The sequence below is a fragment of the Enterovirga sp. genome (assembly GCF_035325185.1).
GTDB lineage: Bacteria > Pseudomonadota > Alphaproteobacteria > Rhizobiales > Beijerinckiaceae > Enterovirga.
In genome coordinates this window covers 1-22357 of the sequence record NZ_DAOLAJ010000062.1, presented here as the reverse complement: position 1 = coordinate 22357, position 22357 = coordinate 1, and the positions used below count along the sequence as shown (strand labels likewise).

Annotated in this window: 16 protein-coding genes; 6 read left to right on the top strand and 10 right to left on the bottom strand. The window is 66.4% G+C overall.

Annotated features, from left to right (window positions below; translation table 11 throughout):
- A partial coding sequence (locus PKD06_RS12805) for a hypothetical protein (protein ID WP_324380619.1) occupies positions 1-3216 on the top strand: 3216 nt, incomplete at its 5' end.
- 142 nt (positions 3217-3358) lie between these two features.
- On the opposite strand, the gene PKD06_RS12800 is transcribed toward PKD06_RS12805, so the two are convergent.
- The 9 genes from PKD06_RS12800 to PKD06_RS12760 form a co-directional block, all read right to left on the bottom strand.
- Entirely contained in the window at positions 3359-4891 is a 1533-nt protein-coding gene (locus PKD06_RS12800) for a DUF1214 domain-containing protein (RefSeq protein ID WP_324380617.1), read from the bottom strand.
- 38 nt (positions 4892-4929) lie between these two features.
- Positions 4930-6252 (bottom strand): DUF1214 domain-containing protein, encoded by a 1323-nt coding sequence (locus PKD06_RS12795; protein WP_324380615.1) that lies wholly within the window; start codon positions 6250-6252, stop codon positions 4930-4932.
- A 140-nt stretch (positions 6253-6392) separates the two neighbouring features.
- The gene (locus PKD06_RS12790) at positions 6393-7862 is read right to left on the bottom strand and encodes a DUF1214 domain-containing protein (protein WP_324380613.1); all 1470 of its coding nucleotides are present in this window, start codon (positions 7860-7862) and stop codon (positions 6393-6395) included.
- A 69-nt stretch (positions 7863-7931) separates the two neighbouring features.
- Positions 7932-9071, bottom strand: coding sequence for a linear amide C-N hydrolase (locus PKD06_RS12785; RefSeq protein WP_324380611.1), 1140 nt, complete (start codon positions 9069-9071; stop codon positions 7932-7934).
- Positions 9072-9092: 21 nt separating this feature from the next.
- The gene (locus tag PKD06_RS12780; protein ID WP_324380610.1) at positions 9093-10760 is read right to left on the bottom strand and encodes an arylsulfatase; all 1668 of its coding nucleotides are present in this window, start codon (positions 10758-10760) and stop codon (positions 9093-9095) included.
- 57 nt (positions 10761-10817) lie between these two features.
- On the bottom strand, positions 10818-11840 hold the full coding sequence (locus tag PKD06_RS12775; protein WP_324380608.1) for an HAD family hydrolase: 1023 nt from the start codon (positions 11838-11840) through the stop codon (positions 10818-10820).
- Between the two features lie 296 nt (positions 11841-12136).
- Positions 12137-12913: a transporter gene (locus PKD06_RS12770; RefSeq protein ID WP_324380605.1), complete on the bottom strand. Its 777-nt coding sequence runs from the start codon at positions 12911-12913 to the stop codon at positions 12137-12139.
- An 83-nt stretch (positions 12914-12996) separates the two neighbouring features.
- Complete coding sequence (locus PKD06_RS12765; RefSeq protein WP_324380603.1) at positions 12997-13878, bottom strand: transporter; 882 nt, start codon at positions 13876-13878, stop codon at positions 12997-12999.
- A gap of 498 nt (positions 13879-14376) precedes the next feature.
- Positions 14377-15039 carry a Crp/Fnr family transcriptional regulator gene (locus PKD06_RS12760; RefSeq protein WP_324380601.1) on the bottom strand — a complete coding sequence of 221 codons (663 nt, stop codon included), beginning with the start codon at positions 15037-15039 and terminating at the stop codon, positions 14377-14379.
- A gap of 256 nt (positions 15040-15295) precedes the next feature.
- On the opposite strand from PKD06_RS12760, the gene PKD06_RS12755 reads away from it, so the two are divergent.
- Together PKD06_RS12755 and PKD06_RS12750 are read left to right on the top strand one after the other, a co-directional pair.
- Entirely contained in the window at positions 15296-17560 is a 2265-nt protein-coding gene (locus tag PKD06_RS12755) for an ATP-binding protein (protein WP_324380599.1), read from the top strand.
- Positions 17560-18168: a response regulator gene (locus tag PKD06_RS12750; protein WP_324380597.1), complete on the top strand. Its 609-nt coding sequence runs from the start codon at positions 17560-17562 to the stop codon at positions 18166-18168. The genes PKD06_RS12755 and PKD06_RS12750 overlap by 1 nt, the downstream gene beginning before the upstream one ends.
- 223 nt (positions 18169-18391) lie before the next feature.
- On the opposite strand, the gene PKD06_RS12745 is transcribed toward PKD06_RS12750, so the two are convergent.
- Positions 18392-19744, bottom strand: a complete 1353-nt coding sequence (locus PKD06_RS12745; RefSeq protein WP_324380595.1) for an aspartate aminotransferase family protein — start codon at positions 19742-19744, stop codon at positions 18392-18394.
- 127 nt (positions 19745-19871) lie between these two features.
- Between PKD06_RS12745 and PKD06_RS12740 the strand changes: the two genes are divergently transcribed.
- The 3 genes from PKD06_RS12740 to PKD06_RS12730 form a co-directional block, all read left to right on the top strand.
- Complete coding sequence (locus tag PKD06_RS12740; protein WP_324380593.1) at positions 19872-20783, top strand: TIGR01459 family HAD-type hydrolase; 912 nt, start codon at positions 19872-19874, stop codon at positions 20781-20783.
- On the top strand, positions 20780-21772 hold the full coding sequence (locus PKD06_RS12735; RefSeq protein ID WP_324380591.1) for a bifunctional riboflavin kinase/FAD synthetase: 993 nt from the start codon (positions 20780-20782) through the stop codon (positions 21770-21772). The genes PKD06_RS12740 and PKD06_RS12735 overlap by 4 nt, the downstream gene beginning before the upstream one ends.
- A 176-nt stretch (positions 21773-21948) precedes the next feature.
- A partial coding sequence (locus PKD06_RS12730; RefSeq protein ID WP_324380589.1) for a class I tRNA ligase family protein occupies positions 21949-22357 on the top strand: 409 nt, incomplete at its 3' end.

Below are 22357 nucleotides of genomic sequence, written 5' to 3'. Positions count from 1 at the left end.
CACGGCCTCTCCACCCAGGGAGCCGCCGTCACAAGCCAGATCGAGAGCCGGATCGAGAAGCTCGAACGTCTCTTCGAGCAGGCAGGCGGCGAGGCCGCGCGCACTCTCGCCGAACGGGGCGACAGCGTCACCTCCGAGATCGACCGGCGGCTGGCGGGGCTCACCCAGATCTTCGACGAGCGTGGCCGCGCCACGGTCGAGGGCCTGACGCGCCAGGGCGCCGCCGCCAGCACCGCCCTCGGCGCGCGCGTGGCGGAGGCTTCGGAACTGCTCGACACCTCGACGAATCGCGTCGTGGCGCTTCTCGACGAGCGCAGCCGCGCCGCCGCCGACGGGCTCGCCCGCCAGGGCGCCCTCGTGACCGCCTCGCTGGGCGGCCAGATCGCCGAGGCCGCCGAGTTGTTCGAGACCGGCTCCAACCGCCTCACCATGCTCTTCGCGGAACGCGGCGGCGACTTGCTGAGGACCCTCTCCAGGACGGGAGAATCCGTCACGGGCGAGATCGATGCGCGCCTCGCCGAGGTCGTGCGGATCTTCGAGGAACAGGGCGACCAGGCGTCCCGGACGCTCACCGCCCGCGGGGAGGCGGTCAGCACCCAGCTCGACGGGCGGATCACCGAGATCGCGCGCCTCTTCGAGCAGGATGGCGGGGAAGCCGTGCGCGCCCTCGCCGCCCAGGGCGAGGCGGCCAGCATCCAGATCGGCGCGAAGATGGCGGAGGCTGCGCGGCTCTTCGACACTGCCAACGCCGCCTTCACGCATCTTCTCGACGAGCGCGGCTCGGGCCTCGCCCGGCGCGTCGGCGAGCAGGGCCGCACGGTCGTGGCCGAGGTCGATGCCGCGGTCGGGCGGGTGCAGGAGACCTTCGACGGCCGCCTCGCCTCCTTCCGCGACCTCATCGAGGGCGGCGGGGCGGACCTCGCCGAGCAGGTCGGCCGCAAGGGGCAGGCCGTGATCGCGACCCTCGGAAACCAGGTCGCGGAGGTCGCGCAGGTGCTCGACCGCCAGGCCGAATTCGTGGGCGGAAAGATCGAATCGGCCTCCGAGCACATGAATGCGAAGGCGTCCGATTTCGTCGATCTCCTCGACCGGCGGAGCGCCACCCTCGGCTCCATCCTCGAGAAGCGCAGCGATTCGATCGCCCTCACCCTCGGCAAGCAGATGGCCGACATGACGGCCATGTTCGAGCAGCGGACGAGCGAGTTCACGAACGCCCTCGACACGCGCGGCGCCGCGACCGCGACCCTGATCGGCTCTCACGGCGCCCGGATCGTCGGCAATATCGAGACGGGGGGCCGGGAGGCCGTCGAGGGACTCGACCGCCGCATCCAGGAGTTCCAGCTCCTGCTCGACGGGCGGACCGCGTCGCTGCGCGAATTGCTGGAGGAGCGCGGCACGACCCTCGCGGCCGCGATCGAGCGGCAGGGCGGCGAGGCGGCCCGCATGATCGGGGCGCAGACGCGGCAATTGCAGGCCGCGCTGACGGAGGGCACCGACCTCATCCGCGAGATCGTGACCGATCGCGGCTCCGAGCTCGCCGCCGCGATCGCGGACCGCGCCGAGACGCTCGCGAGCGGCCTCGACGAGGCCGGCAGCCGCGTCACGCGCCTCCTCGACGAGCGCTCGCAATCCGTCCTCGGCGGCCTGCGCGGCACCTTCGCGGAGATCGCCTCGCTCTATGCCGGCTCGGTCGAATCCCTGCGCGCCAGCATGGAGCAGGGCACGTCCGGCGCCGTTCACGACCTCGCCGCGGCGCAAGACGCCGTGCGGACGGAGTTCGGCTCGATCATCCGGCGCCTCGAAGAGGCCAACGGGCTGATCCGGCGGACCTCGTCCGACGCCCACGGCAATCTCGAAGCCGTGGAGGACGGGCTCGCCGGCCGCATCCACCAGCTCCAGGCGCTCCTCTCCGACGTCACCAACGAGACGACGCGCGCCGTCGATCTCCTGGGCGAGCAGGTGGAATCCCTGAAGACGGCCTCGGGCGGCGCATTGCAGGACGTGTCCTCCCTCGTGCGGCGGATGGACGAGAGCGGGCAGGAATTCGCCCGCGGGACCCGCTCCCAGCTTTCCGCCATCGCCGAGGCGACCGGCCAGCTCGGCGATGTCGAGAACCGCCTCTCGCAATCCCTGGCCGAGCGCCGCGCGAGCCTCGGCGAGTTGATCGAGACGGTCGACAGCCGCGCCGCCGCCTTCGCGCAGGAGACGCGTGCCCTCGGCTCGCTCCTTTCCTCGACGGTCAGCGACACCGAGGAGCGCGCGACCCGGCTCGGCGCCGCCCTCGCCTCCGGCGCCCAGAGCGCCGCTGCGGCGCTCGCGCAGCATTTCGAGCGGCTGCGCGGCAGCGCGAACGAGGAGGCGGAGCGCTCCGTCACCGAGTTGCGCGATCATTTCGAGACCATGAGCAGCGAGGTGTCGGACCGGATCAGCCGCTCGCTCGAAGGCTTCCGCGCCGCGGCGGGCGAGTTGCGGGGGATGGCCTCCGACATCCACGACGAGCTGGAGCGGACCCGCGCCGCCCTGCGCCAGGGCATTGCCGGGCTCCCCGCCGAGACGGAGGCGACCACGGCAGAGATGCGCCGTGTCGTCATGGACCAGGTCAAGGCGCTGGGCGAGCTCTCCGCCCTCATCTCGCGCGCCAGCCGCAGCCAGGACGTCGCCCCCGCCCGGCCGCGCCCCGCCGAGGAGCCGGCTTCGCCGGTCGAGCTGCGGCCCTCCTTCACCCCCGAGCCGTCCCAGGGCGTCGACCGCGGCCCCTCACGGCCCGCCAGCGGGGGCGGGGGGCGTCTCGCGGAGGTGGTGGAAGCCGCCCGGGACGAAGGGCGCGGCGCCCCCTCGGCCCCGCCGCCGCAACCAGCGCGCGAGGCCCGCCGCCCGGCCCGCTCCCTCGACACCATCTCGTCGGATCTCGCGGCCCTGCTGTCGGGCGAGGACGCGCTCGACCTCTGGCTGCGGCATCAGCGCGGCGAGACGGGCCTCTTCGCCTCCCGTCTCCGCGACGCCGGCGGCAAGGAGATCGTCGAGGATGTCCGGCGGAACTATGCGGCCGATGCCGGCTTCCGCGCGACCGTCGACCGCTACGTCACCGAATTCGAGCGCCTGCTCGAGGGCCTGCCCGGATATGCCAACGGCGACGAGATGCGCCGCGCCTATCTCAGCTCGGAGACGGGCCGGGTCTTCCTGATCCTGGCCCATGCCAGCGGCAGGTTCGACTAGTGGGGCGTGCTCGCAGCGTCCGACCGGCTGACCGATGGCACGTCAATCGAGCGTGCTTGCCCGCTTTGCATAACCGCTGTTTTAGGCCACGGCCTGGGGACCGCCTCCTTGCGAACTATCGGAGAGCTGATGACCGCAACTCTCAGGGCATCTTTACAAGATGAGGCAAAGTATAACTTCCGTTCAGTATTTCCGGACGAGGCTGATAGAATCGGAGGAATAGATTGAATTTGCCGGCAGGTGCCGGAAGCCAATTCGTCTTGTCCGGCCCCTGAAGCTGGTCATGTTGAATCAGGATTGTGAACGAGCCGTCCGGGCTGACCTTCAGTCCGGGCGTCTCCGATCCCACCTTGTAACGATTGATCGGATTATCGACGAGCATCTTGTCGTCGGCGTTGTAGATCGTGAGCGACCAGAAAGCGTCAACCGGCGGCGCCTTGGTAAACCGGAGTTCATATCGGTGGGCGCCGGTCAACGGATTATTTTCAGAGTCGACATAGGTGTTGGGATAGAGAGCCTCTCTTGCCGAGTTTCCTCCAAGATAGGGGCCCGAATGGACGGCTCGCAGCGGATAGTTGAAGCCGTACCCGTCGAGGACCGCCCAATCCCATCCGTCCTTCCTGATCGACGTCGTCGTAATGGCCGCACTTGCGACGACCGGCGCATCATCGAGCGCGCGTCGGAGACCTCGGATCTGTTCCGGCGAGAGCTTGGAACGATCGAATCCTTTCGGCGTCAGTGCGATGCGCTCGAATTGACCGACCAGCGCGGCGTCGCGCGGCAGGATCGGGTTATGCTGCATGGCGTAACCCAGATGAGCGAAGAATCCGAGCTCGTCTCCGGCAATGTCCGGCAGGGACGGGAGCGCCGCGGCGGTCGCGGCATATTTTGGGCTTGCGAGCTGGCTCAGGGGCCGGAGGTCGAACTTCGGCAGCAGCGCCTCGACCGCCGCCGGGTCCTCGCCATCCCGGACGTGGAGCCTGCCCCAGAGCCAGACCTTGTCGGTCGACACATCGAGCCGCTTCAGGTCCGCGGGCAGCTCCCCCTTCCAGCCGGGCGGAACGATCGCGAAGCGACCGGCCTTGGTCCCGGTGGTGCGGCGGCCGATATCATGTTCGTCCTCGTGATAGGTCGTGAAGACGTTGATCACGTAGTAGCGGTCCTTCGTATCCGGCACGCTCAGGACGTAGGGCTCGGTCAAGGCCACGACCGCGCTCATGTAGAGGGTGTCGTTGTTGGCGGTCGGCATGTCCTTGGCGAGCGGCGTCGCAAGTGCCGTGGCCCAGCCGATCCGGTTGAGCGCCGCGCGATAGCTGGTCGCGGGCTGGGGCGCCCGCACGTCGGTATATTCCCGCATGATCCGCTCCATGCGGACCAGCGGATAGCCCCAGAGATAAGCCGACACGCCGAGCGTATAGGCTTCGATTTCCTTCGCCCTGGCGACGCTGTCCGGGGTTGCGACGGCGGTGATCAGCGGATCGGGATAGGCCTGGACCGATCCAGGATTCGTGGGTTTGCGATCGGCAGATGCCGCCGGTGTTTGTGCGTGGGCGACCTGCACCGACACATTCGCCGACAAAGTCGATGCTGCCGTCACCGCGGTACCGCCGAGCAGGACGCTGCGGCGATCGAGCTTTCGGCTCGCACATCCCAGCCGATCGCTTTCTCGAGACATGACGCGCTCCCTCGGGATCAATATGCTTCTCGATGCCGTCACTGCGTCTTGGTTAAGGTCGGCAGCGGATACGCGCCGCTCAACAGCTCCTTGCGCGGCTGATAGAAGCGCAGGACGAGGAAGAAGTTGCCCTTCGACGCCGGAAGCCAGTTGGACTTCCCTGCTCCCGCGGGCTCGTCATGCTGAATCGGGACGCTGATCGATCCGTCCGGATTGGTCTTCAGCCCCGGCGTTTCCGATCCGACCTTGTAGCGGTTGATCGGATTGTCGACGAGCATCTTGTCATCCGCATTGTAGAGGGTTGCGGACCAGAACGCATCCACCGGCGGCGCTTTGGCGAAGCGGAGCTCGTACTTGTTCGCGCCGGTCAGCGGCTCACCCTGCGAATCCAGGTAAGTGCTGGGATAATACGCCTCCTGCGCCATGTTGCCGCCGAGGTAGGGACCCGAATGCACCGCGCGCAGGGGATAATTGAAGCCGTAGCCGTCGATGATCGTCGAATCCCACGATCCCACCTTCTTCGCGGTGGTGGAGACGGCGGCCGACGCCACGACGGCGCCGTCGGCCAGCGCGCGCTTGAGGGCGGCGACCTGCTCGGGGGAAAGCTTCGTTCTGTCGAAGCCGTTCCTCGTCAGCCCGATCCGCTCCAATTGTCCCGCGAGCGCCGCGTCGCGCGGCAGGATCGGATTGTGCCGCATCGCAAAGCCGAGATGCGTGAAGAAACCGAGATCGTCGCCGGCGATGTCGGGCAGGGGAGGAAGCTCCGCGGGCTGAGCGGCGTATGTCGCATTCTCGAGCTGACCGAGCGGCCGAAGGTCGAACTTGGCTTGCAGCGCCCTCACCGGACCGGACGGCTCTCCGTCCCTGATGTGCAGGCGCCCCCAGAGCCACACCTTGTCGGTCGACACGTCGATGCGCTGCACTCCCTCGGGCAGCTTTCCCTTCCAGCCCGGCGGCACGATAGCGAAACGGCCCGCCTTCGTGCCCGTCACGCGCCGCCCGATATCCTGTTCATCCTCATGATACATCGTGAAGACGTTGACGACGTAGTAGCGGCCGTCAGTATCGGGAACGCTCAGCACATACGGCTCCGTCAACGTCACGACCGCGCTCATGTAGAGCGTGTCGTTGTTGGCCGCGGGCATGTCCTTGGCCGAGGGCGTGGCCAGTTCGGTGGCCCAGCCGATGCGGTTGAGCGGCGCGCGATAGCTCGTCCCCGGCTGCGGTCCCTTCACGTCGATATATTCGCGGACGATCCGCTCCATGCGCACGAGCGGATAGCCCCAAAGATAGGCGGACACGCCCAGCGCATAGGCGTCCAGCTCCTTCGCCTTCGCGATGCTTTCGGCGGTGACGGGCAACGTCAGAAGCGGATCGGGAAAGCTCTGCGCAAGCGCGATATTGGCCGAGACCGCAGCTGCCGCGGCAACAGCTAGAATGCGCATTTTCATGCTGCTTCTCCTGAACTCGAGAGTGTTGGAAGACGACGTCCCTTCGTGCCTCAGTCGACGCGCTCGAAGTCGGGCATCTTGAACGTCTTGTCGTAGAGCGGCTCGTCCGGGCCATAGAAGCGGAACGCCGGCAGCGGCCGCTTGCCGCCGGTCGGAATCCAGTTCGCCTCAAGGCCATCGGGCGCCCTCGGGCCGACATACAGCGTGACGCTGCCGTCGGCGTTCTTCTTCATCTTGTCGGCGCTGTAGGAATCGAGGGTGGTGCGCATCGACTCCGTATAGATGAAGCCCATGGTGGCGCGGTCGTACAGGGTCAGGGCCCAGAACTGCTTCACCGGCATCTTGGCGGGAACATTGACTTTGTAGGTTCGTCCCGCCTCGAGCGGTCGCCCGTCCTTGTCGGCCATCGCCATCAGATAGTAGACGGCCGGCCGATCGGAGACCTGCGCAGGCACGAGCGTGCACCAGAAGAAGGCGAGCGCGCGCCCGTCGACATCGATGCGGTCGGGATATTCGTAGGAGAAGCCGCGGTTCCGGTCCGGCAGCAGCAGCGGGACATACTGGCGGTCGGGCCAGAAATACATATCGCGCGGCAGACGATCGAACCGCTCCTGCAAATAAGCCCAGGCGTCGACCGCCGCCTGCCGCATTGCACGCTTCGTGAGATCGTCGGGATTGTACGGCTTGCCACGCTCGATCCCCAGCGAGGCCAGAAGCCCCATCATGGGCTTGTCCTGCGGCATGACGGGCTCATAGGTGAACGTGTCGTAGAGATGCTTGAAATAGGTCTCGTCGTAGGGCGGCAAGGTCGGGTAGCGGTCGTTGACGGGATCGAGAAATCTCTGCGCCGGCGGATTGGCCGCCTGCGACAGGTCGTACATCCGCAGACGCTTGGTGTAGGCGTAGGCGTCCTCCGCCGTCTTGCCCGGCGCGCGGACCGTGCGGAAGGCGAACATGATCCGGCGGTAGGGCGACTTCACATGAATGTAGCCCGGCGGCACGGCGCCACTGAAATCGGGTCCCGTGAACAGGATCTTGCCGCCCTTGCCGCCGTCCACGCCGGACGGTCCGACATCGGCGATCGTCATCTGCCAGGCATCGACGACCTGCCCGTACAGGCTGCCATCCGGTCCCGCCGCCGGAATGTCCAGCACGACCGGCCCGCTCTTCAGGTCGGTATAGGCGACGATGTAGTTGGTCGAGCTGTTCGGCGTGATGGTCTCCATTTTCGGAGTCGCCGGTCCGGACCACGCAAGAATGTCGTTGTCCTTCGCGCCCAATCCGAAGGTCGAGACGCGGCCGTTCTGAATCCCGACGCGCGGCAGCGACCAGAGCAGGGCTTCGAAGGCGCGCTGATACTTGACCTGGTAGTCGAAATCGACGTTCGAGCGCATGCTGCCGGGCGCCGGCTGCCCGCCGAGCGGCTCCTGCGTCACCTGGGCGGCGGCAGGGCCGGCGAGCAAAGCCGCCAGGGCAAGGCCACCAAGGGGGGCGATGAATTTCACACCAGATACGGGCATGGATTTCCTTCGACCGTCGTTCGACTCAGTTGGATGCGTCTAGGCTTTTCAAGCCTTCGCTCATGGCTGCTACGGCCCGCCCAACGTGTCTTCGGTGCCGGATATGAAAGTGAACATCTTCGCGGGCTTGAATTTGCCGGTGGCGTCGTAGGCGAGGTCGTTGCCGTTTGTCGGCAGCTTCTTCACCTCTGCGCCTTTCTTGAAATCGAACCCGTCGAGCCTCACCCAGAACACCGTCGGGCTCAGCACGCGGTCGAAGAAGACGACCCGCTCGTCGAGGTTCATGATGAGGCGGAAGATCGTGCGGGTGAGTGCCGGCGTCGCTTCCGGATGGGTCGATTGCCGATGCGCGCTCGGGCTTTCATACGGAATGCCGACATTGCGCATGACGCTCAGCAGGGACGCGACCGCTTCCCGCTCGTTCGCGGGGTCGGGCAGGTTCGTTGCGTAATAGGCGCCCCGCACCAGGCGGTCGGACGGCTCGCTGGTGCCGGGCAAAGGCTTGTCGCCGCCGAAGCCGACATATTGTGACACCACCTTGAGCTGCTGGTCGTAGGTGGGCTCGTTGGTCATGACCACGTAGCGGCGGTCGTGATAGATCTTCATCTCGCCGTCGATCATCTCGAAGATCGCGGAATCCCCGCTCACATCCTCCACGGCGATGTGGAACAGCCCCTTCGTGCCGTTGTGATCCATCGCCATGCGGATCTGGAACGGCAGGTTCCGCGACGCCTCGGCCGCCTCCTTCACCGTCGCGAAGCTGTCCAGATACCATTGCATCCACTGGCTGATGGAAATGGCCGGCAGCTTCGGATCCCTCGGCGCCACCTTGGTGTCCGACAGCCACAGCACATGCGCAGAAAAGCCGCGCTCGTTCATGCCGGACATCGAGACGTGGTCGTCCATCACGACGACCAGGCTGCCATATTGGCTGGTCCACTTGTACGGGTTGTCGGCGACGGCTCCGGCCCGCTCCATGCCGCGCGGCAACACCCACAGATCGGTCGGAGCGTCCGAGAACCAATCCTCGCCGCGTCCGACATAGGTCCCCAGGCTGTTCTTCCACAGAATGCGGGAACAGGCTTCCGCGCACTGCGGATCAAGCGTCATCGAGAGCAGACCGGAGCCGCATGCAGCGCTGCCGAGCAGCAGCGACTTCAGTATGCTCCTTCGACGATACCCGGACGGCACCATGTCATCCCCGTGCATGATCCTCTCCCGCGGCAGGCGTCAATTGTCGGCCGGGCGCTTCAGCGTCTCCATGATCTGGTCGACGCTGAAGCTCGACGGCGTCTGGCGCGGCGGGAAGTCCTTGAAGGTGGTGATGAACTGCGCCACCACGGCCTGCGCCGGCACCGCGAAGAACGAGCGCTGGAACATCCAGTCGTTATAGGTGTTCGACGTGATGTCGGCCCGCTCGTAGGGATCCATGCGCAGGTTGAAGGCCTTGGGGCCGCGCAGGCAGACGAAAGGCTCGCGCCAGAGCGCCATCGTGCCGGGCGAGCGCTGTTCGCAGAACACGATCTTCAAATTTTCGTAGCGGAGCGCGACGAGTTGCCCGTCGTCGTTGAAATAGAAGAACTCCTTGCGCGCCGACTTGTCCTGCTGTCCGGTCAGGTGCGGGAGTTGGTTGTAGCCGTCGAGATGAAGCTTGTAGGCGCGGCCGCCGACTTGCCAGCCCGTGAGCAGGCGCTCCTTGACGCCGGTATCGCCCGCCGCGGCCAGCAAGGTCGGGAACCAGTCCAGCCCCGATACGATCTCGTTCGAAACGCTGCCCGCCCGGATGCGGCCCGGCCAGCGCACGAATGTCGGCACCCGGAAAGCCCCCTCCCAGTTCGAGTTCTTCTCGCTGCGGAACGGGGTCATGGCCGCGTCTGGCCATGTATTGATATGTGGCCCGTTATCGGTCGTATAGACGACGATCGTGTCGTTGGCGATGTTGAGGTCGTCGAGTGCCTTCAGCAATTGGCCGACATGGCCGTCATGCTCGATCATGCCGTCGGCATATTCGCTGATGCCGCTCTGCCCGGTCATCGAGGGGCGCACATGCGTGATGGCATGCATGCGAGTGGCGTTGAACCAGCAGAAGAACGGACGGTCGGCCTGCTTCTGCCGCTTGATGAAATCGACGGCCGCATTGCAGGTCTCGTCGTCGATCGTCTCCATGCGCTTCCTGGTGAGCGGGCCGGTATCTTCGACCACCTGCTTGCCCACCCGGCCGAAGCGCGGATCGACTGTCGGATCGTCGTGGTCGCTGGCCTTGGAGCGGATCACGCCGCGCGGGCCGAACCGCGCCTTGAAGGCAGGATCCTTCGGGTAGTCGGGATGTTCGGGCTCCTCTTCCGCGTTGAGATGATAGAGGTTGCCGAGGAATTCGTCGAAGCCGTGGACGGTCGGCAGGAATTCGTTGCGATCGCCCAGGTGGTTCTTGCCGAATTGCCCGGTCGCATAGCCGAGCGGCTTCAGCGCCTCGGCAATGGTCATGTCCTCGGCGCGCAGGCCGATATCCGCCGCCGGAAGTCCGACCTTGGACAGGCCCGTCCGCAGCGTCGCCTGCCCCGTGATGAACGAGGACCGCCCCGCCGTGCAGCTCTGCTCGGCGTAATAATCGGTGAAGAGCATGCCCTCCCGGGCGATCCGGTCGATATTGGGGGTTCGATAGCCCATCAGCCCGAATGTAAAGGCGCTGATATTGGCTTGGCCGATATCGTCGCCCATGATGACCAGGATGTTCGGCCGGCGCCCCGAAGGCGATGCCGCCTGGGTCTGAGCAGGCTGGGCCGATGCTCTGGACGCCACGGCAGATGCCGCCGAAAGCGCGGTGCCGCCGAGGAGGATGCTCCGCCGGTCGAGGGCTTTCCGGCCGGCTTCGGGCTTTCCTGCATCATCGGCTGCCATGGCATCCTCCCTGAAGTCACACATTCTCGATGGAAATCCGACCGGGCCGGCCGATCGTCACGGATAGATGGTCTTCCAGTCGTCCTTCATGCTGACGACGGTCCAGCCCTTCGCGCGCGCTTCGTCGAGGCCCCTGTCGAGCTGGCCGACGTGAGACTTGCGGTCGTAGGCCCACTCGCGCGCGGCATCGGTGTGATGGACGTAAAGGGCGAGACGCGGCCCCGGCCCGGCCGCGGTCCATTGCAGCATCGCGAGGTCGCCGTCTGAATTGCCGAAGGCGGCGATGGGGCGCCGGCCGATATGCCGCTGGATGCCGATCGGCTTGCCGTCCTTGTCGTCGTTGTGGACGAGCGTCGGCAGCTTGCGCAGCACCGGCTTACCATCGCCAAGCTCGAATTTCAGTCCGCCGGCCGTGCCGACGACCTGCTCGGGCGGGATGCCGTAAACCGCTTCCGTCCACGGCCGCATGAACTCGATACCGCCGCCGGACACGATGAAGGTCTTGAAGCCGTTCGCGCGCAGATAGGCGAGCAGCTCCAGCATCGGCTGGTAGACCATCCGGCTGAACAGGCGGCCCGTCTCGGGATGCTTCGCGCTGCCGATCCATTCGCGGACGGACGATTCGAATTCGTCCGTCGTCATTCCCGCATGCGTCACGGTCATGATTTCCGCGATGTCGGCCTCGCTGGCGAGCGAGGCCGCGCGCCGCATGTCGCCTTTCAGCAAGGACGCGAACGGCTCCCTCGTCTCCCACTCCGGATGGTTCGGAGCGAGGGCCTGCAACCGATGCAGGATGAAATAGGCCTGCGTATACATGGGCTGTTCCGCCCAGAGCGTTCCATCGTTGTCGAAGACCGCGATGCGCTCGGCCACGGGAACGAAGTCCGGCCCCGGCCCGGTGACGCGGGCCACGAACTCGACGATCGACCGCTTCGCCGGCCCCTCGTTCCAGCTCGGCAGGGGATCCGACTGAGCCGCGGCCGAATCGCCGCCCCCTACCCCGATCGCGACGAACGCGGCGGTGCCGGTGAAAAGAGAACGTCGGTCGAGATCACCCAGAATGCGTTTGCCGCCAATCATGATGCGCTGTCACCAATCACTATGTCGCGTCGAATTAGTCTTGTCTTATTTTAGATAAGATATATCATTTCTCCAGATCTGCTCGTCAAAATAGCGCAACTTCAAATGCTCGCGCGTCATCTGGCAGAAACTAGACTATCGATCGGCCGCGGATTGTCTACTGCAAATCCGCGACAGTTTGGAGCAGGATCGCCCGACTTATGATGTCATGGCTTCATCCCCCGTTGATCCGCCATGCGACCTTGCCGCCTGCGCGCGAGGAGAGCCTTCTGCAAGCGGGCAGCATGGCCCCGCCGCTACCGGGTCGGGAAGAGAAAGGTCAGCGAGGTGCGGATCCCCCAGCGCGGTGCGCCGTCAGGCCGGGCCGCGAAATAGGTCGCGCCGACGGCCGCGCTCATGGCCTGGCCGCCGATAGTGAAGACCTTGCTGATGGTGGTGTTGATCGGCACGGTCCATTGCCCGTGCGTCCAGTCGTAGGTGGATTCGGTGTTCACGGCGATGCTGACGCCCTGTCCGAGATTGTAGGCGATGAAGGGCTGCAGGAAAGTCGCGCTGACCGTGTCGCGGCCGAGCGGACCGGCATAGGACCAGATGTGATTGGCGAGCGCCCCGACCGTCCAGGGTCCCTGCTGGATGAGCGCGACACCGGTGGGGCCGGCGCCCCACTTGCCTGAGCCGAGAATGTCGTGGCTCGCCGTCGGCCAGAGGAAGACGGGGCCGGCTCCCCAGATGATCCCGTTCGTCGGCTGCTTCGGAGACAGGAAGAAGCTCTGCGTGGTGTCGCCGATCCCGGCGACGCCGTTCGGCGCGTAATGCAGGCGCGATGACACGGGAAGGATCGTGCGGATGATGAGGTTCCAGTCGTCCGTGATGCCGATCGGAATGACGGGCTGGATGTTGGTCGTCGTCGCGAACCCCTTGTCGCTTCTGCCGCCGCCCCACTGGAAATTGCCCTGGATGGGCACGCTGATGAGATCGGCGACCGGGTTCTGCGTCTTTTTCGCGAGATCGTCGGCCTCGTCCGCCCGCGCGATGGGAGCGGCGAGCATATTTGCAAGCAACAGGCAAGCCATGGTCGCCGCCCAGCCGAACGAAACCTTAGCCCCCGGCATGTATTCTTTCCCCATTCGGCAATCCGACGGTGGTGCGGAGCGCTCTAGCGGACGGCCATCCGCGAGGACGCTTGCGGCGCGGGAGGCGTCCATAATGGGATCGTGACCTGCACCCAGCCCAGGGTGCCTCGCGGCCGGTTCTCGACCTCGACCTCCCGCATGACCTTGACCCGCGTGGAAACCGGGAGGTCGCCGAGATTGAACGTGTAGCCGATCGTGCCGCCGATCGCGGTGCTTCGCCCCTTGAACGGACCGACCTGGTTGCCGGCGCCGCTGTCGGCACTCACCTGCTCGTAATAGGAAGCGAGGATGCCGACCGACAATTGCTTCGTCAGATTCTTCGAGATCGAGCCATCGATGTGGAATTCATTGCCCGAGCGATAGTCTGTCACGGGATTTGCGCCGTTGACCAGGAAGCCGGCGACGGTCGAGATATCGAGCCCGAGCGTCGGGTCGAGATAGGTCACGCCGAATGTGAAGTCACCGATCCAGCGATGAAATGCGATATTCGACAACTCGCCGGGCCGGTAGTCCCCAACGGGAATGTTGACGGCGGCACCGACCTTCCAGTGCCAATTGCCGTTGTGCCAGCCGATGCTCGCCGTGGCGAGGGGATCGGCGAAATTCACGACCGCATCCCGGGCGGCGAACCCGATCGGGCGGCCGAGGGCCTGGTGGATGAGCGGGCCGTCCAGGATCGCCGCGGCGCGAACTGCGGGCTCGCCGAAAGGCGCCGTCGCGGACAGGGCGAGGTTCCCGCCCAGGATCTCCACCGGCGTCACCCATAGGGCGGTCGGGAAATTGGCCCAGGCGTTCAAGCGGACATCGAGAACCTGGTTTCCGCCGAGCTGCGTGGTGCGCCCCGCCTTGAATTTCCCGCTGTAGAAATAGGTCGTATCGTCGAAATAAACCCCCGGAGGAGGCATCAGCCCCCCGGCGGGGACGTTTGCTCCCTGAAGATAGTAGGTGGCCGCGCCCTCCACCGCCGAAGCCGCGGTCGCGGAGCAGATCGTCGCGATCAGCCCGACGCCCAGCCCGCATCGGCTTTTTCGGCCGCGACGGATACCGAGCCCGAAGGCAGCCCCCAAGCGGGCAAGTCGACCACGAAACCCCACGCCCCTCGCTCCACCTAGCGTTATGGCTCTGCCGAATAGCAAATTCCTCGGCTATACTAGGCAGATTTCAATCGCTCTAAGCATAAATCAAACATCATTCGGCAACAGCATGCCGTCAGGCAGCTTTCTGCGGCCGGAGATTGCCATCATAACAGCCCGGAAAGGCACGTCACGATGCAAATCCCGGACAGTTTTATTGCCGCGCGCCGAGCGGAGGCCACAGGTCGAGCAACGCTTGGCCCGTTCGATCGCGCGAGTTCCCTGCGAGCGGGGGAAGGAGCCGGCCGCGTCGTTTTTCGTGATCCCCGGCTACATGATCGCGACCTTCTCCAGTTTCCCGTAGTCTCGAATGACGATGGTCCCGTAGCGGTGCGTGATCACAGAACTCGCTTCCCAATTAAGCAGGATCTGGTTCACCCGCTGCCGGGTCGAGCCGATCAGTTGCGACAGCAGCTTCTGGGACAGGCGCAGATCGATCCTCTTCCCGTCCGGCATGTCCGTTCCGAAGGGGCCCGCGAGCATCAGGAGCCGGCTCGCGAGGCGCTGCTCCAGCGATTGCGCGGAATACTGCTCGAGGGCCATGAGCAGCAATCTGATCCGAAGCGCCTGAAGCCGCAGGACGGCGCGCCCGAATTCGGGATGCGCGGCGGTCAGTTCCTCGACATCCGCTCGCGTCAGGCCGAGCACGGCCGCCGCCTCGTGAGCCTGGATGTCGTGCGTCCGCGGCAGGTCGTCGAAGAATCCCACCTCCCCGAACCAGGTGCCGGGGCCGAAGAAGTCGAGCACGGTCTCCCGCCCAACCGCGGAGACGCCGCTCAGCCGAACCTGTCCTTCGAGCACGCTGAAGAAGCAATCCGCCCTGTCGCCACGCGAATAGATCCGCTCTCCCTTGGCGAATTTGCGCCGCTGCCCGCGAGCCAGCACGTCGGCCCGGACCTGCTCGGACAGATCGGAGAACCAATCGTACGACATGAGAACAATGCGATGCAGCGGCAAGTGCGACATCCCGGCCGGGACCGGATCGGCCGGGGCGGCGGGGCCAGATTCTGGTCTCATCTGCGTCCTGGTGCGCCTCGGCACTCGTCGTTCTCCCGACCTAACTCGGGCCGAGCTAAGTCGGGCGAGGTCATCCCGTCTATTAACCCTAGGGTTACTGTCGCGCCCCTGCCGCGATGCATGATCGACAGCGCCGGGAATTTCGGGCTAGGCCCGATCGAGGAGGAAAGACGTGACGTCCCGGGGGCTTCGAGCGATGCGGATTTGGGGCCGGACGGCGGCCATGCTCGGCGGCCTGTCCTGCGTGATGCTTCTCTCCGCGCCAGCCGGAGCCCAGCGGGAACGGCGCATCCTGATGCTTCACGCCTATAATTTCATGCACAAGGCGGCGAGCCTCGTCGGCGCTTCCGCCCGGGAGCGCCTGCTGGAACGCTCGCGCGACAAGCTCGTTATCGACGCCGATTTCCTCGACCTGATCCGCAACGCGACCCCGGAAAAGCAGGAGGAGATGGCCCGCCACCTGGCCGCCAAATACCGGGGCCTTCCCCTCGATCTCGTCATGACGGTCGGCGGGGAGGCGTTTCCGTTCCTTCTCAAATACCGGCACATCATCGCTCCGGGGGTTCCGGCCGTCTTCGCGTCGGTCTCGCGCGCCAATTACGCGGCGCAGAATGCCCCGCGCGACGTCACGGGCATCATCATCGAGCTGGATCTGGCGAAGACCATCTCTCTGGCCGAGCGTCTCCAGCCGAAGGCCACGGACCTCTATCTCGTCGCGGGCAGCGCCCCGATCGACCGCCGCTGGCAGGGCGTCGCCCGCAAGGTCGTCCAGGCCTGGGCGGGCAAGTATCGCGTGCATGAATTGTTCGAGCTGCCGATCGAGCGGCTCCTGGCGGAGGTCGCCGCGCTTCCGCCCGACGCGATCGTCGTGATGCTGACGGTCTTCGTCGACGGCACGGGCAAATCCGTCGTGCCCGGCGAGGTCGGCCAGGCCGTGGCCCGTGCCTCACCGGCGCCGGTCTATTCGAGCTACACCGAAAGCCTCGGGCGCGGCATCCTCGGCGGCTACAGCGAGACCTTCGAGGACCACGGCATCGCCGCCGCCGACCTGGCCCTCAAGATCCTGGACGGCGCCGATCCGGCCGACCTGCCGCCGCGATCCAGCCCCCTCCAGGCCTATCGCGTCGATGTGAACGCGCTGCGGCGCTGGAACCTGTCGGAAAGCGACCTCCCTGCAGGGACGGCCGTTCTCTTCAGGGAGCCCAGCCTCTGGCAGCGGCACAGGAGCATCGTCCTCGGCACGCTGCTGGTCATCGCGGTCCTGCTCGCGCTGGTCGCGCTCCTTCTGCTCCAGCGCCATCGGCGGAAGAAAATCCAGGAGGCGCTGCGGACGAGCGAGGAGCGCATGGCCTTTGCCGCGAAGTCCATCAATGCGGGGCTCTGGCAATATGACCCGAGCAAGAAGCAGTTCTGGGGCACCGATCATTGCCGCGCTCTCCTGGGCCTCGATGGAGATACGCCCCTGACGCCGGAGACCCTTCTCGGCGCGATCCACCCGGATCAGCGCGAGCTTGTCCGGGGCTTCCTCGACGGAGAAAGCGGGCTGTGCGAGCCTCATGGCCTGGATCTGCACGTCCCCCGGCGGGACGGCTCAAGCCGGTGGCTCTCCGTCAGAAGCCAATCCCGTCCGGGCGATACAGCAGGCGACGGACAATTGCGCGGGATCATTGTCGACATCACCGACCGAAAAATCGCCGAGGCTGAGATTTCGGCGCGCAGGCAAGAGGTGGCCCATCTGATGCGCGTCTCCCTGGTGGGCGAATTGTCGGGAGCCATCGCGCACGAAATCAACCAGCCGCTGGCGGCCGTTCAATCGAACGCCCACGCGGCGCTGGACATGATCCGGGAGCGGACGATCGAACTTGGGGAGTTGCGCGACACGCTCACCGACATCGTCAGCGAAAACCATCGCGCCAGCGAGGTCGTCACGCGGTTGCGTGGCCTCCTGAAGCGCGGAGAGGCGCGGACCGAAACGATCCATATCAACGGCCTGATCGAGGACACGATCAAGCTCGTCAGCAACGATGCTGCCAGCCGGGGAGTGACGTTCCGGCATTCCTTGGCGGAGGGGCTTCCCGACCTCGAGGGGGATGCGGTCCAGATCCAGCAGGTGCTGCTCAATCTCCTGATGAATGCGATGGATTCCACCTTGCCGGAGACGGACCGTCTCGTCGCGATCGCGACGGACATGACGGAGGTGGGAGAGGTGCGGATCAAGATGACCGATACCGGACAGGGGATCGGGCCGGGCGACCTGCATCGCGTGTTCGAGCCCTTCTACACCACGAAGGAGCACGGGCTCGGGCTCGGCCTGTCCATCTGCACGACGATCGTCCAATCGCACGGGGGGCATCTGACCGTCGAGAACGGGCCCGAGAAGGGCGCCGTCGCGACGCTGCTCCTGCCTCTCGCCACCGCGAACGCTCCGGCGCCCTGATGACCTCGTCCTTCGAAGTTTCCATCGTCGACGACGACGTCGGTGTCCTGAGGGCCCTGTCCCGGCGGCTTCGCATCAGGGGCTACAGCGTCAGGACCTTCGCGTGCCCGGCGGCGTTTCTCGAAGCCGACGACGTGTCGGTCCCCGGCTGCGCGATCGTCGACCTCGCCATGCCCGGCATGACCGGGCTCGAATTGCAGCGCGCCATGATCGCGCGTGGAGCGCACCGTCCGATCATCTTCCTCACGGGCCGCGGAGACATTTCCGTGACGGTTCGCGCCATGCGCGCGGGCGCCGTCGATTTTCTGACCAAGCCGGTCGATGATCAGGCCCTGCTCGACGCGCTCGCGCGCGCCGAAGCCCTCGACGCCGAAGCCCGCGCCGCGCAGGCCGAGCACCACGCCTGGCGAGAAAGGCTGGCGACGCTGACACCTCGGGAGAGGGAGATCATTCCTCACGTTCTCGCGGGGAAGATGAACAAGGACATCGCGGCGGATTTGGGAATCGTCGAGCAAACGATCAAGGTCCATCGGCGCAGGATGATGACGAAGCTAGGCATCGGCAACGTCATAGAACTGGCGCGTATATTTGATAAAATAGACTTATAATCATATATTCTAATAAGAAATTCTTAGCACGGCAGGCTGCTATGCGACGCGCACATACCAGGCGACGTCTCTACCTGCCCGGTCATGACAAGCGTCGCGCGACCCGGGCATAGCTTCCTCGTGTCATGGCCGGGCTTGTCCCGGCCATCCCCCGATCCGGTCGCAGGGCGCCGCTATCCCCGGGGCGGCCCGAAGAAGGGCCGAACCCGGCGGGCGCCGCGCCTCAGGCCACCGCCTTGATGGTCTTGGCGAGCTTGTCGACGAGTTCGCCGATCTGGTCCTCGGAAATGATGAGGGGAGGCGAGATGGCGATGGTGTCGCCCGTCGTCCGGCACATCAGGCCGAATTCGTGAAAGGCCCTGTCCATCGCCTCGAAGCCGCGCTTGCCGACCGCGTCCGGGCGGGAGGCCAGCTCGATGGCCCCGACCAGGCCGACCTGCCGGATATCCACCACGTTGGGCAGCCCCTTCAGGCTGAAGATGGCGTCGGCCCATTTCTCCTCGAGGCTGCCCGCGCGCTCGAAGAGCTTCTCGTCGCGATAGGTGTCGAGGCTCGCCAGGGCGGCGGCGCAGGCGAGCGGATGGCCCGAATAGGTATAGCCGTGGAACAGCTCGATGATGTGCTCGGGGCCCGTCATGAAGGCGTCGTGGATGTGCTTGCGCACGATGACGCCGCCCATCGGCACCGTGCCCGAGGTCACGCCCTTGGCGAAGGTGATGATGTCCGGCACGACGCCGTAGCGCTCGGCGGCGAAGGCGAAGCCCAGGCGCCCGAAGCCCGTGATGACCTCGTCGAAGATCAGCAGGATGCCGTATTTGTCGCAGATCTGGCGCAGGCGCTTGAGATAGCCCTTCGGCGCCGCGAGGACGCCCGTCGAGCCGGCCATCGGCTCGACGATCACCGCGGCGATGGTCGAGGCGTCGTGGAGCGCGACGATCCGCTCGAGGTCGTCGGCGAGATGGGCGCCCCATTCCGGCTCGCCCCGCGAGAAAGCCTGCTCGGCCCGGTTATAGGTATGGGGCAGATGGTCGACGCCCGAGAGCAGGGAGCCGAACACCTTGCGGTTGGCCGAGATGCCGCCGACCGAGATGCCGCCGAAGCCCACCCCGTGATAGCCGCGCTCGCGCCCGATCACGCGGGTGCGCTGGCCCTGGCCCTGCGTATGCCAATAGGCCATCGCGATCTTGAGGGCGGTGTCGCCGGCCTCGGAGCCGGAATTGCAGAAGAAGACGTGGTCGAGATCGCCCGGCGCCAGCTCGGCGATCCGGCTCGCGACGTGAAAGCCGATCCCGTGCGCGAACTGGAAGGCCGGCGCGAAATCCAGCTCCGCCGCCTGCGCCTGGATCGCACCCACGATGCGGTCGCGGTTGTGGCCGGCATTGACGCACCAGAGCCCCGCCGAGCCGTCCATCACCGCCTTGCCGTCCGGCGTATAGTAATACATGTCCTTGGCGCGCGTGACGATCCGCGGCTTCGCCTTGAACGCGCGATTGGCCGTGAAGGGCAGCCACCAGGCGCTCAGATCGTTCGGCGCGGAGAGATCGTTTGCAGCCTCGAGGCCACGGGCTCCAGACATTTCGGCTCCTTCGCGTTGAAGCCCGGAAGATACAGGGCTTCTCCAGGCATGGGCAATCGCCTCTGGCGATGCCGGGGCATGTGTCCAGCGGTTGACAGCGGGGACGCCTCACCCTAGCCGCCCGGCCATGTCCCCTTCAGACCCCGCCCCCGCCCCGATGCGGCCCGTCTCCTTCATCCGCTCCTTCGCGGATATTTCCAATCGCTACGATCTCATCCTCTGCGACGTCTGGGGCGTGCTCCATGACGGCCTCAAGGCTTTTTCCGCCGCGGGCGAGGCGCTGACGCGCTTCCGCGAGAACGGGGGGCGCGTGGTGCTGGTCTCGAACGCGCCGCGGCCGGGCTGGCTGGTCGTGCGGCAGCTCGACCAATACGGGGTGCCCAAGAGCGCCTATGACGACGTCCGCACCTCGGGCGACCTCTGCCGCGACCTCGTCGCGCAGAACGGGACCCGCATGTTCCATCATATCGGCCCGGAACGCGATCTCGGCCTCTTCCGCAGCCTCGAGGCGCGATCGACCGCGCTGGAGGAGGCCGAATACGTCGTCTGCACGGGCCTGTTCGACGACGAGGCCGAGACGGCCGAGGACTATGCCGGAACCCTCGCGGCGATGCGCGCGCGCGATCTCGTCATGATCTGCGCCAATCCCGACCTCGTGGTCGAGCGCGGCCACAAGCTGATCGCCTGCGCGGGAGCGATCGCCGCGGCCTACGAGGAGATCGGCGGCCTCACGATCACGCCCGGCAAGCCGCACCGGCCGATCTACGAGGCCGCGCTCGACCTCGGCGGCAACCTTCTCGGACGCCCGCTCGACCGGGCGCGGGCGCTGGGGATCGGCGATGCCATCCGCACCGACATCGCGGGAGGCCACGGAGCCGGGATCGACACCCTGCTCGTGGCGCGCGGGATCCATGCGGCGGATCTCGGCGCGAGCCACGAGGGGATCGACGAGGATTTCGCCTTGCGCTGGGCGGCCGGCCAGGCGGTCCGGCCGACCTATGTCATCCACGACCTGACCTGGCGGCGCGACGCGCCGTGACGCAACCCGCCTCCCCTCCCGCATTCGAGGGCCACCGCGCGGCCGCGGCCTGGCATGACGGCGATCCCGCCCCGCCCCGCGGCGCGGTCGCCGCGATCGGCAATTTCGACGGCGTGCACCGGGGTCATCGCCACCTCCTGGACGCGACCCTCGCGCAGGCGCGCCGCCTCGGCCGGCCGGCCGCGATCCTCACCTTCGAGCCGCATCCACGCGACTTCTTTCGGCCCGGCGCGGGAAGCTTCCGACTGACGCCCGAGCCGGTGAAGCAGAAGATCCTGGGAGCCTTCGGCATCGACCTCGTCTTCGTCAAGAGATTCGACGGGGGGCTTGCGGGAACCGATGCCCGCACCTTCGTCATGGAGATCCTGCGCGGGCAACTGGGGCTCCGCGCAGCCGTCATCGGCGGCGATTTCCATTTCGGCCGCGGCCGGACGGGCACGCCCGCCCTCCTCGCGGATTTCGGCCGGGAGGCGGGAATCGACGTCCACGTCCAGGAGATGGTCCAGGGGCGCGGAGCCTCCATCTCCTCCTCGCGCATTCGCGAGGCCCTGGCCGCGGGCGATATCGCGGCGGCGGAAGAGCTTCTCGGCTATCGCTGGTTCGTCGAGGGCGAGGTCCGCCACGGCGAGAAGATCGGCCGCACGCTCGGCTTTCCAACCGCCAATCTCGCGCTTCCCGCGTCCTGCGGATTGCGGCACGGCATCTATGCGGTCCGCGCGGCAGTCGCTCCGGGCGTCGTCCATGCGGGCGTGGCGAGCTTCGGCCGCCGGCCGACCTTCGACGACGGGGCTCCGCTCTTCGAGACCCATCTCTTCGATTTCGCGGGCGACCTCTACGGAAGGCGGATCGAAGTCGAGCTTCTCGACTGGATCCGGCCGGAGGAGAAATTCGCCTCGGCCGAGGCGCTGGTCGCGGCGATGGGACGGGACGCGGAGCGGGCTCGCGCCATCGCCGCGCATCCGCGCCCGGCGCTCTCCCTCATCGGGTGAGCGTCGCCTTGTCCCCCGGCCCTCGCGGCTGCTAAAGACCCGCCCATGCGAGCGTCACCGATCCGGCTGCGAATTACGGGCCCGGCCCGCGCCTGAGGGCGCGCGTCCGGGACTCGTTCCATCGCGCCGCCTTCGCAAGGCCGGTCGCGCCTCCATTTCTCCATCGGCCGACGATCATGAGCGACAAGAATTCCAAACGCGCGCCCGAGGCGGACCGCCAGCCCGGCGCGGGCCGCGAGCCCGGCGCGGGCCGCGAGCCCGGCGTGGGCCGCGATTATTCCGAGACCCTTTTCCTGCCGAAGACCGATTTCCCGATGCGGGCCGGGCTACCGCAGCGCGAGCCCCTACTCCTGGAACGCTGGTATCGGATCGGGCTCTACGAGAAGCTGCGCGAGGCGGCCCAGGGGCGCGAGCGCTTCGTGCTCCATGACGGCCCGCCCTATGCCAACGGCAACATCCATATCGGCCACGCGCTCAACAAGATCCTGAAGGATCTCGTCACGCGCTCGCAGCAGATGCTCGGCTTCGATTCCAACTACGTGCCGGGCTGGGACTGCCACGGCCTGCCGATCGAGTGGAAGATCG

Coding starts and splice junctions, on each gene's coding strand:
- PKD06_RS12800 (WP_324380617.1), bottom strand. CDS start 4,891: ATGTCTCGAGAAAGCGATCGGCTGGGATGTGCGAGCCGAAAGCTCGAT.
- PKD06_RS12790 (WP_324380613.1), bottom strand. CDS start 7,862: ATGCCCGTATCTGGTGTGAAATTCATCGCCCCCCTTGGTGGCCTTGCC.
- PKD06_RS12785 (WP_324380611.1), bottom strand. CDS start 9,071: ATGCACGGGGATGACATGGTGCCGTCCGGGTATCGTCGAAGGAGCATA.
- PKD06_RS12780 (WP_324380610.1), bottom strand. CDS start 10,760: ATGGCAGCCGATGATGCAGGAAAGCCCGAAGCCGGCCGGAAAGCCCTC.
- PKD06_RS12775 (WP_324380608.1), bottom strand. CDS start 11,840: ATGATTGGCGGCAAACGCATTCTGGGTGATCTCGACCGACGTTCTCTT.
- PKD06_RS12770 (WP_324380605.1), bottom strand. CDS start 12,913: ATGGCTTGCCTGTTGCTTGCAAATATGCTCGCCGCTCCCATCGCGCGG.
- PKD06_RS12765 (WP_324380603.1), bottom strand. CDS start 13,878: ATGCCTCCTCCGGGGGTTTATTTCGACGATACGACCTATTTCTACAGC.
- PKD06_RS12760 (WP_324380601.1), bottom strand. CDS start 15,039: ATGTCGTACGATTGGTTCTCCGATCTGTCCGAGCAGGTCCGGGCCGAC.
- PKD06_RS12750 (WP_324380597.1), top strand. CDS start 17,560: ATGACCTCGTCCTTCGAAGTTTCCATCGTCGACGACGACGTCGGTGTC.
- PKD06_RS12745 (WP_324380595.1), bottom strand. CDS start 19,744: ATGTCTGGAGCCCGTGGCCTCGAGGCTGCAAACGATCTCTCCGCGCCG.
- PKD06_RS12740 (WP_324380593.1), top strand. CDS start 19,872: ATGTCCCCTTCAGACCCCGCCCCCGCCCCGATGCGGCCCGTCTCCTTC.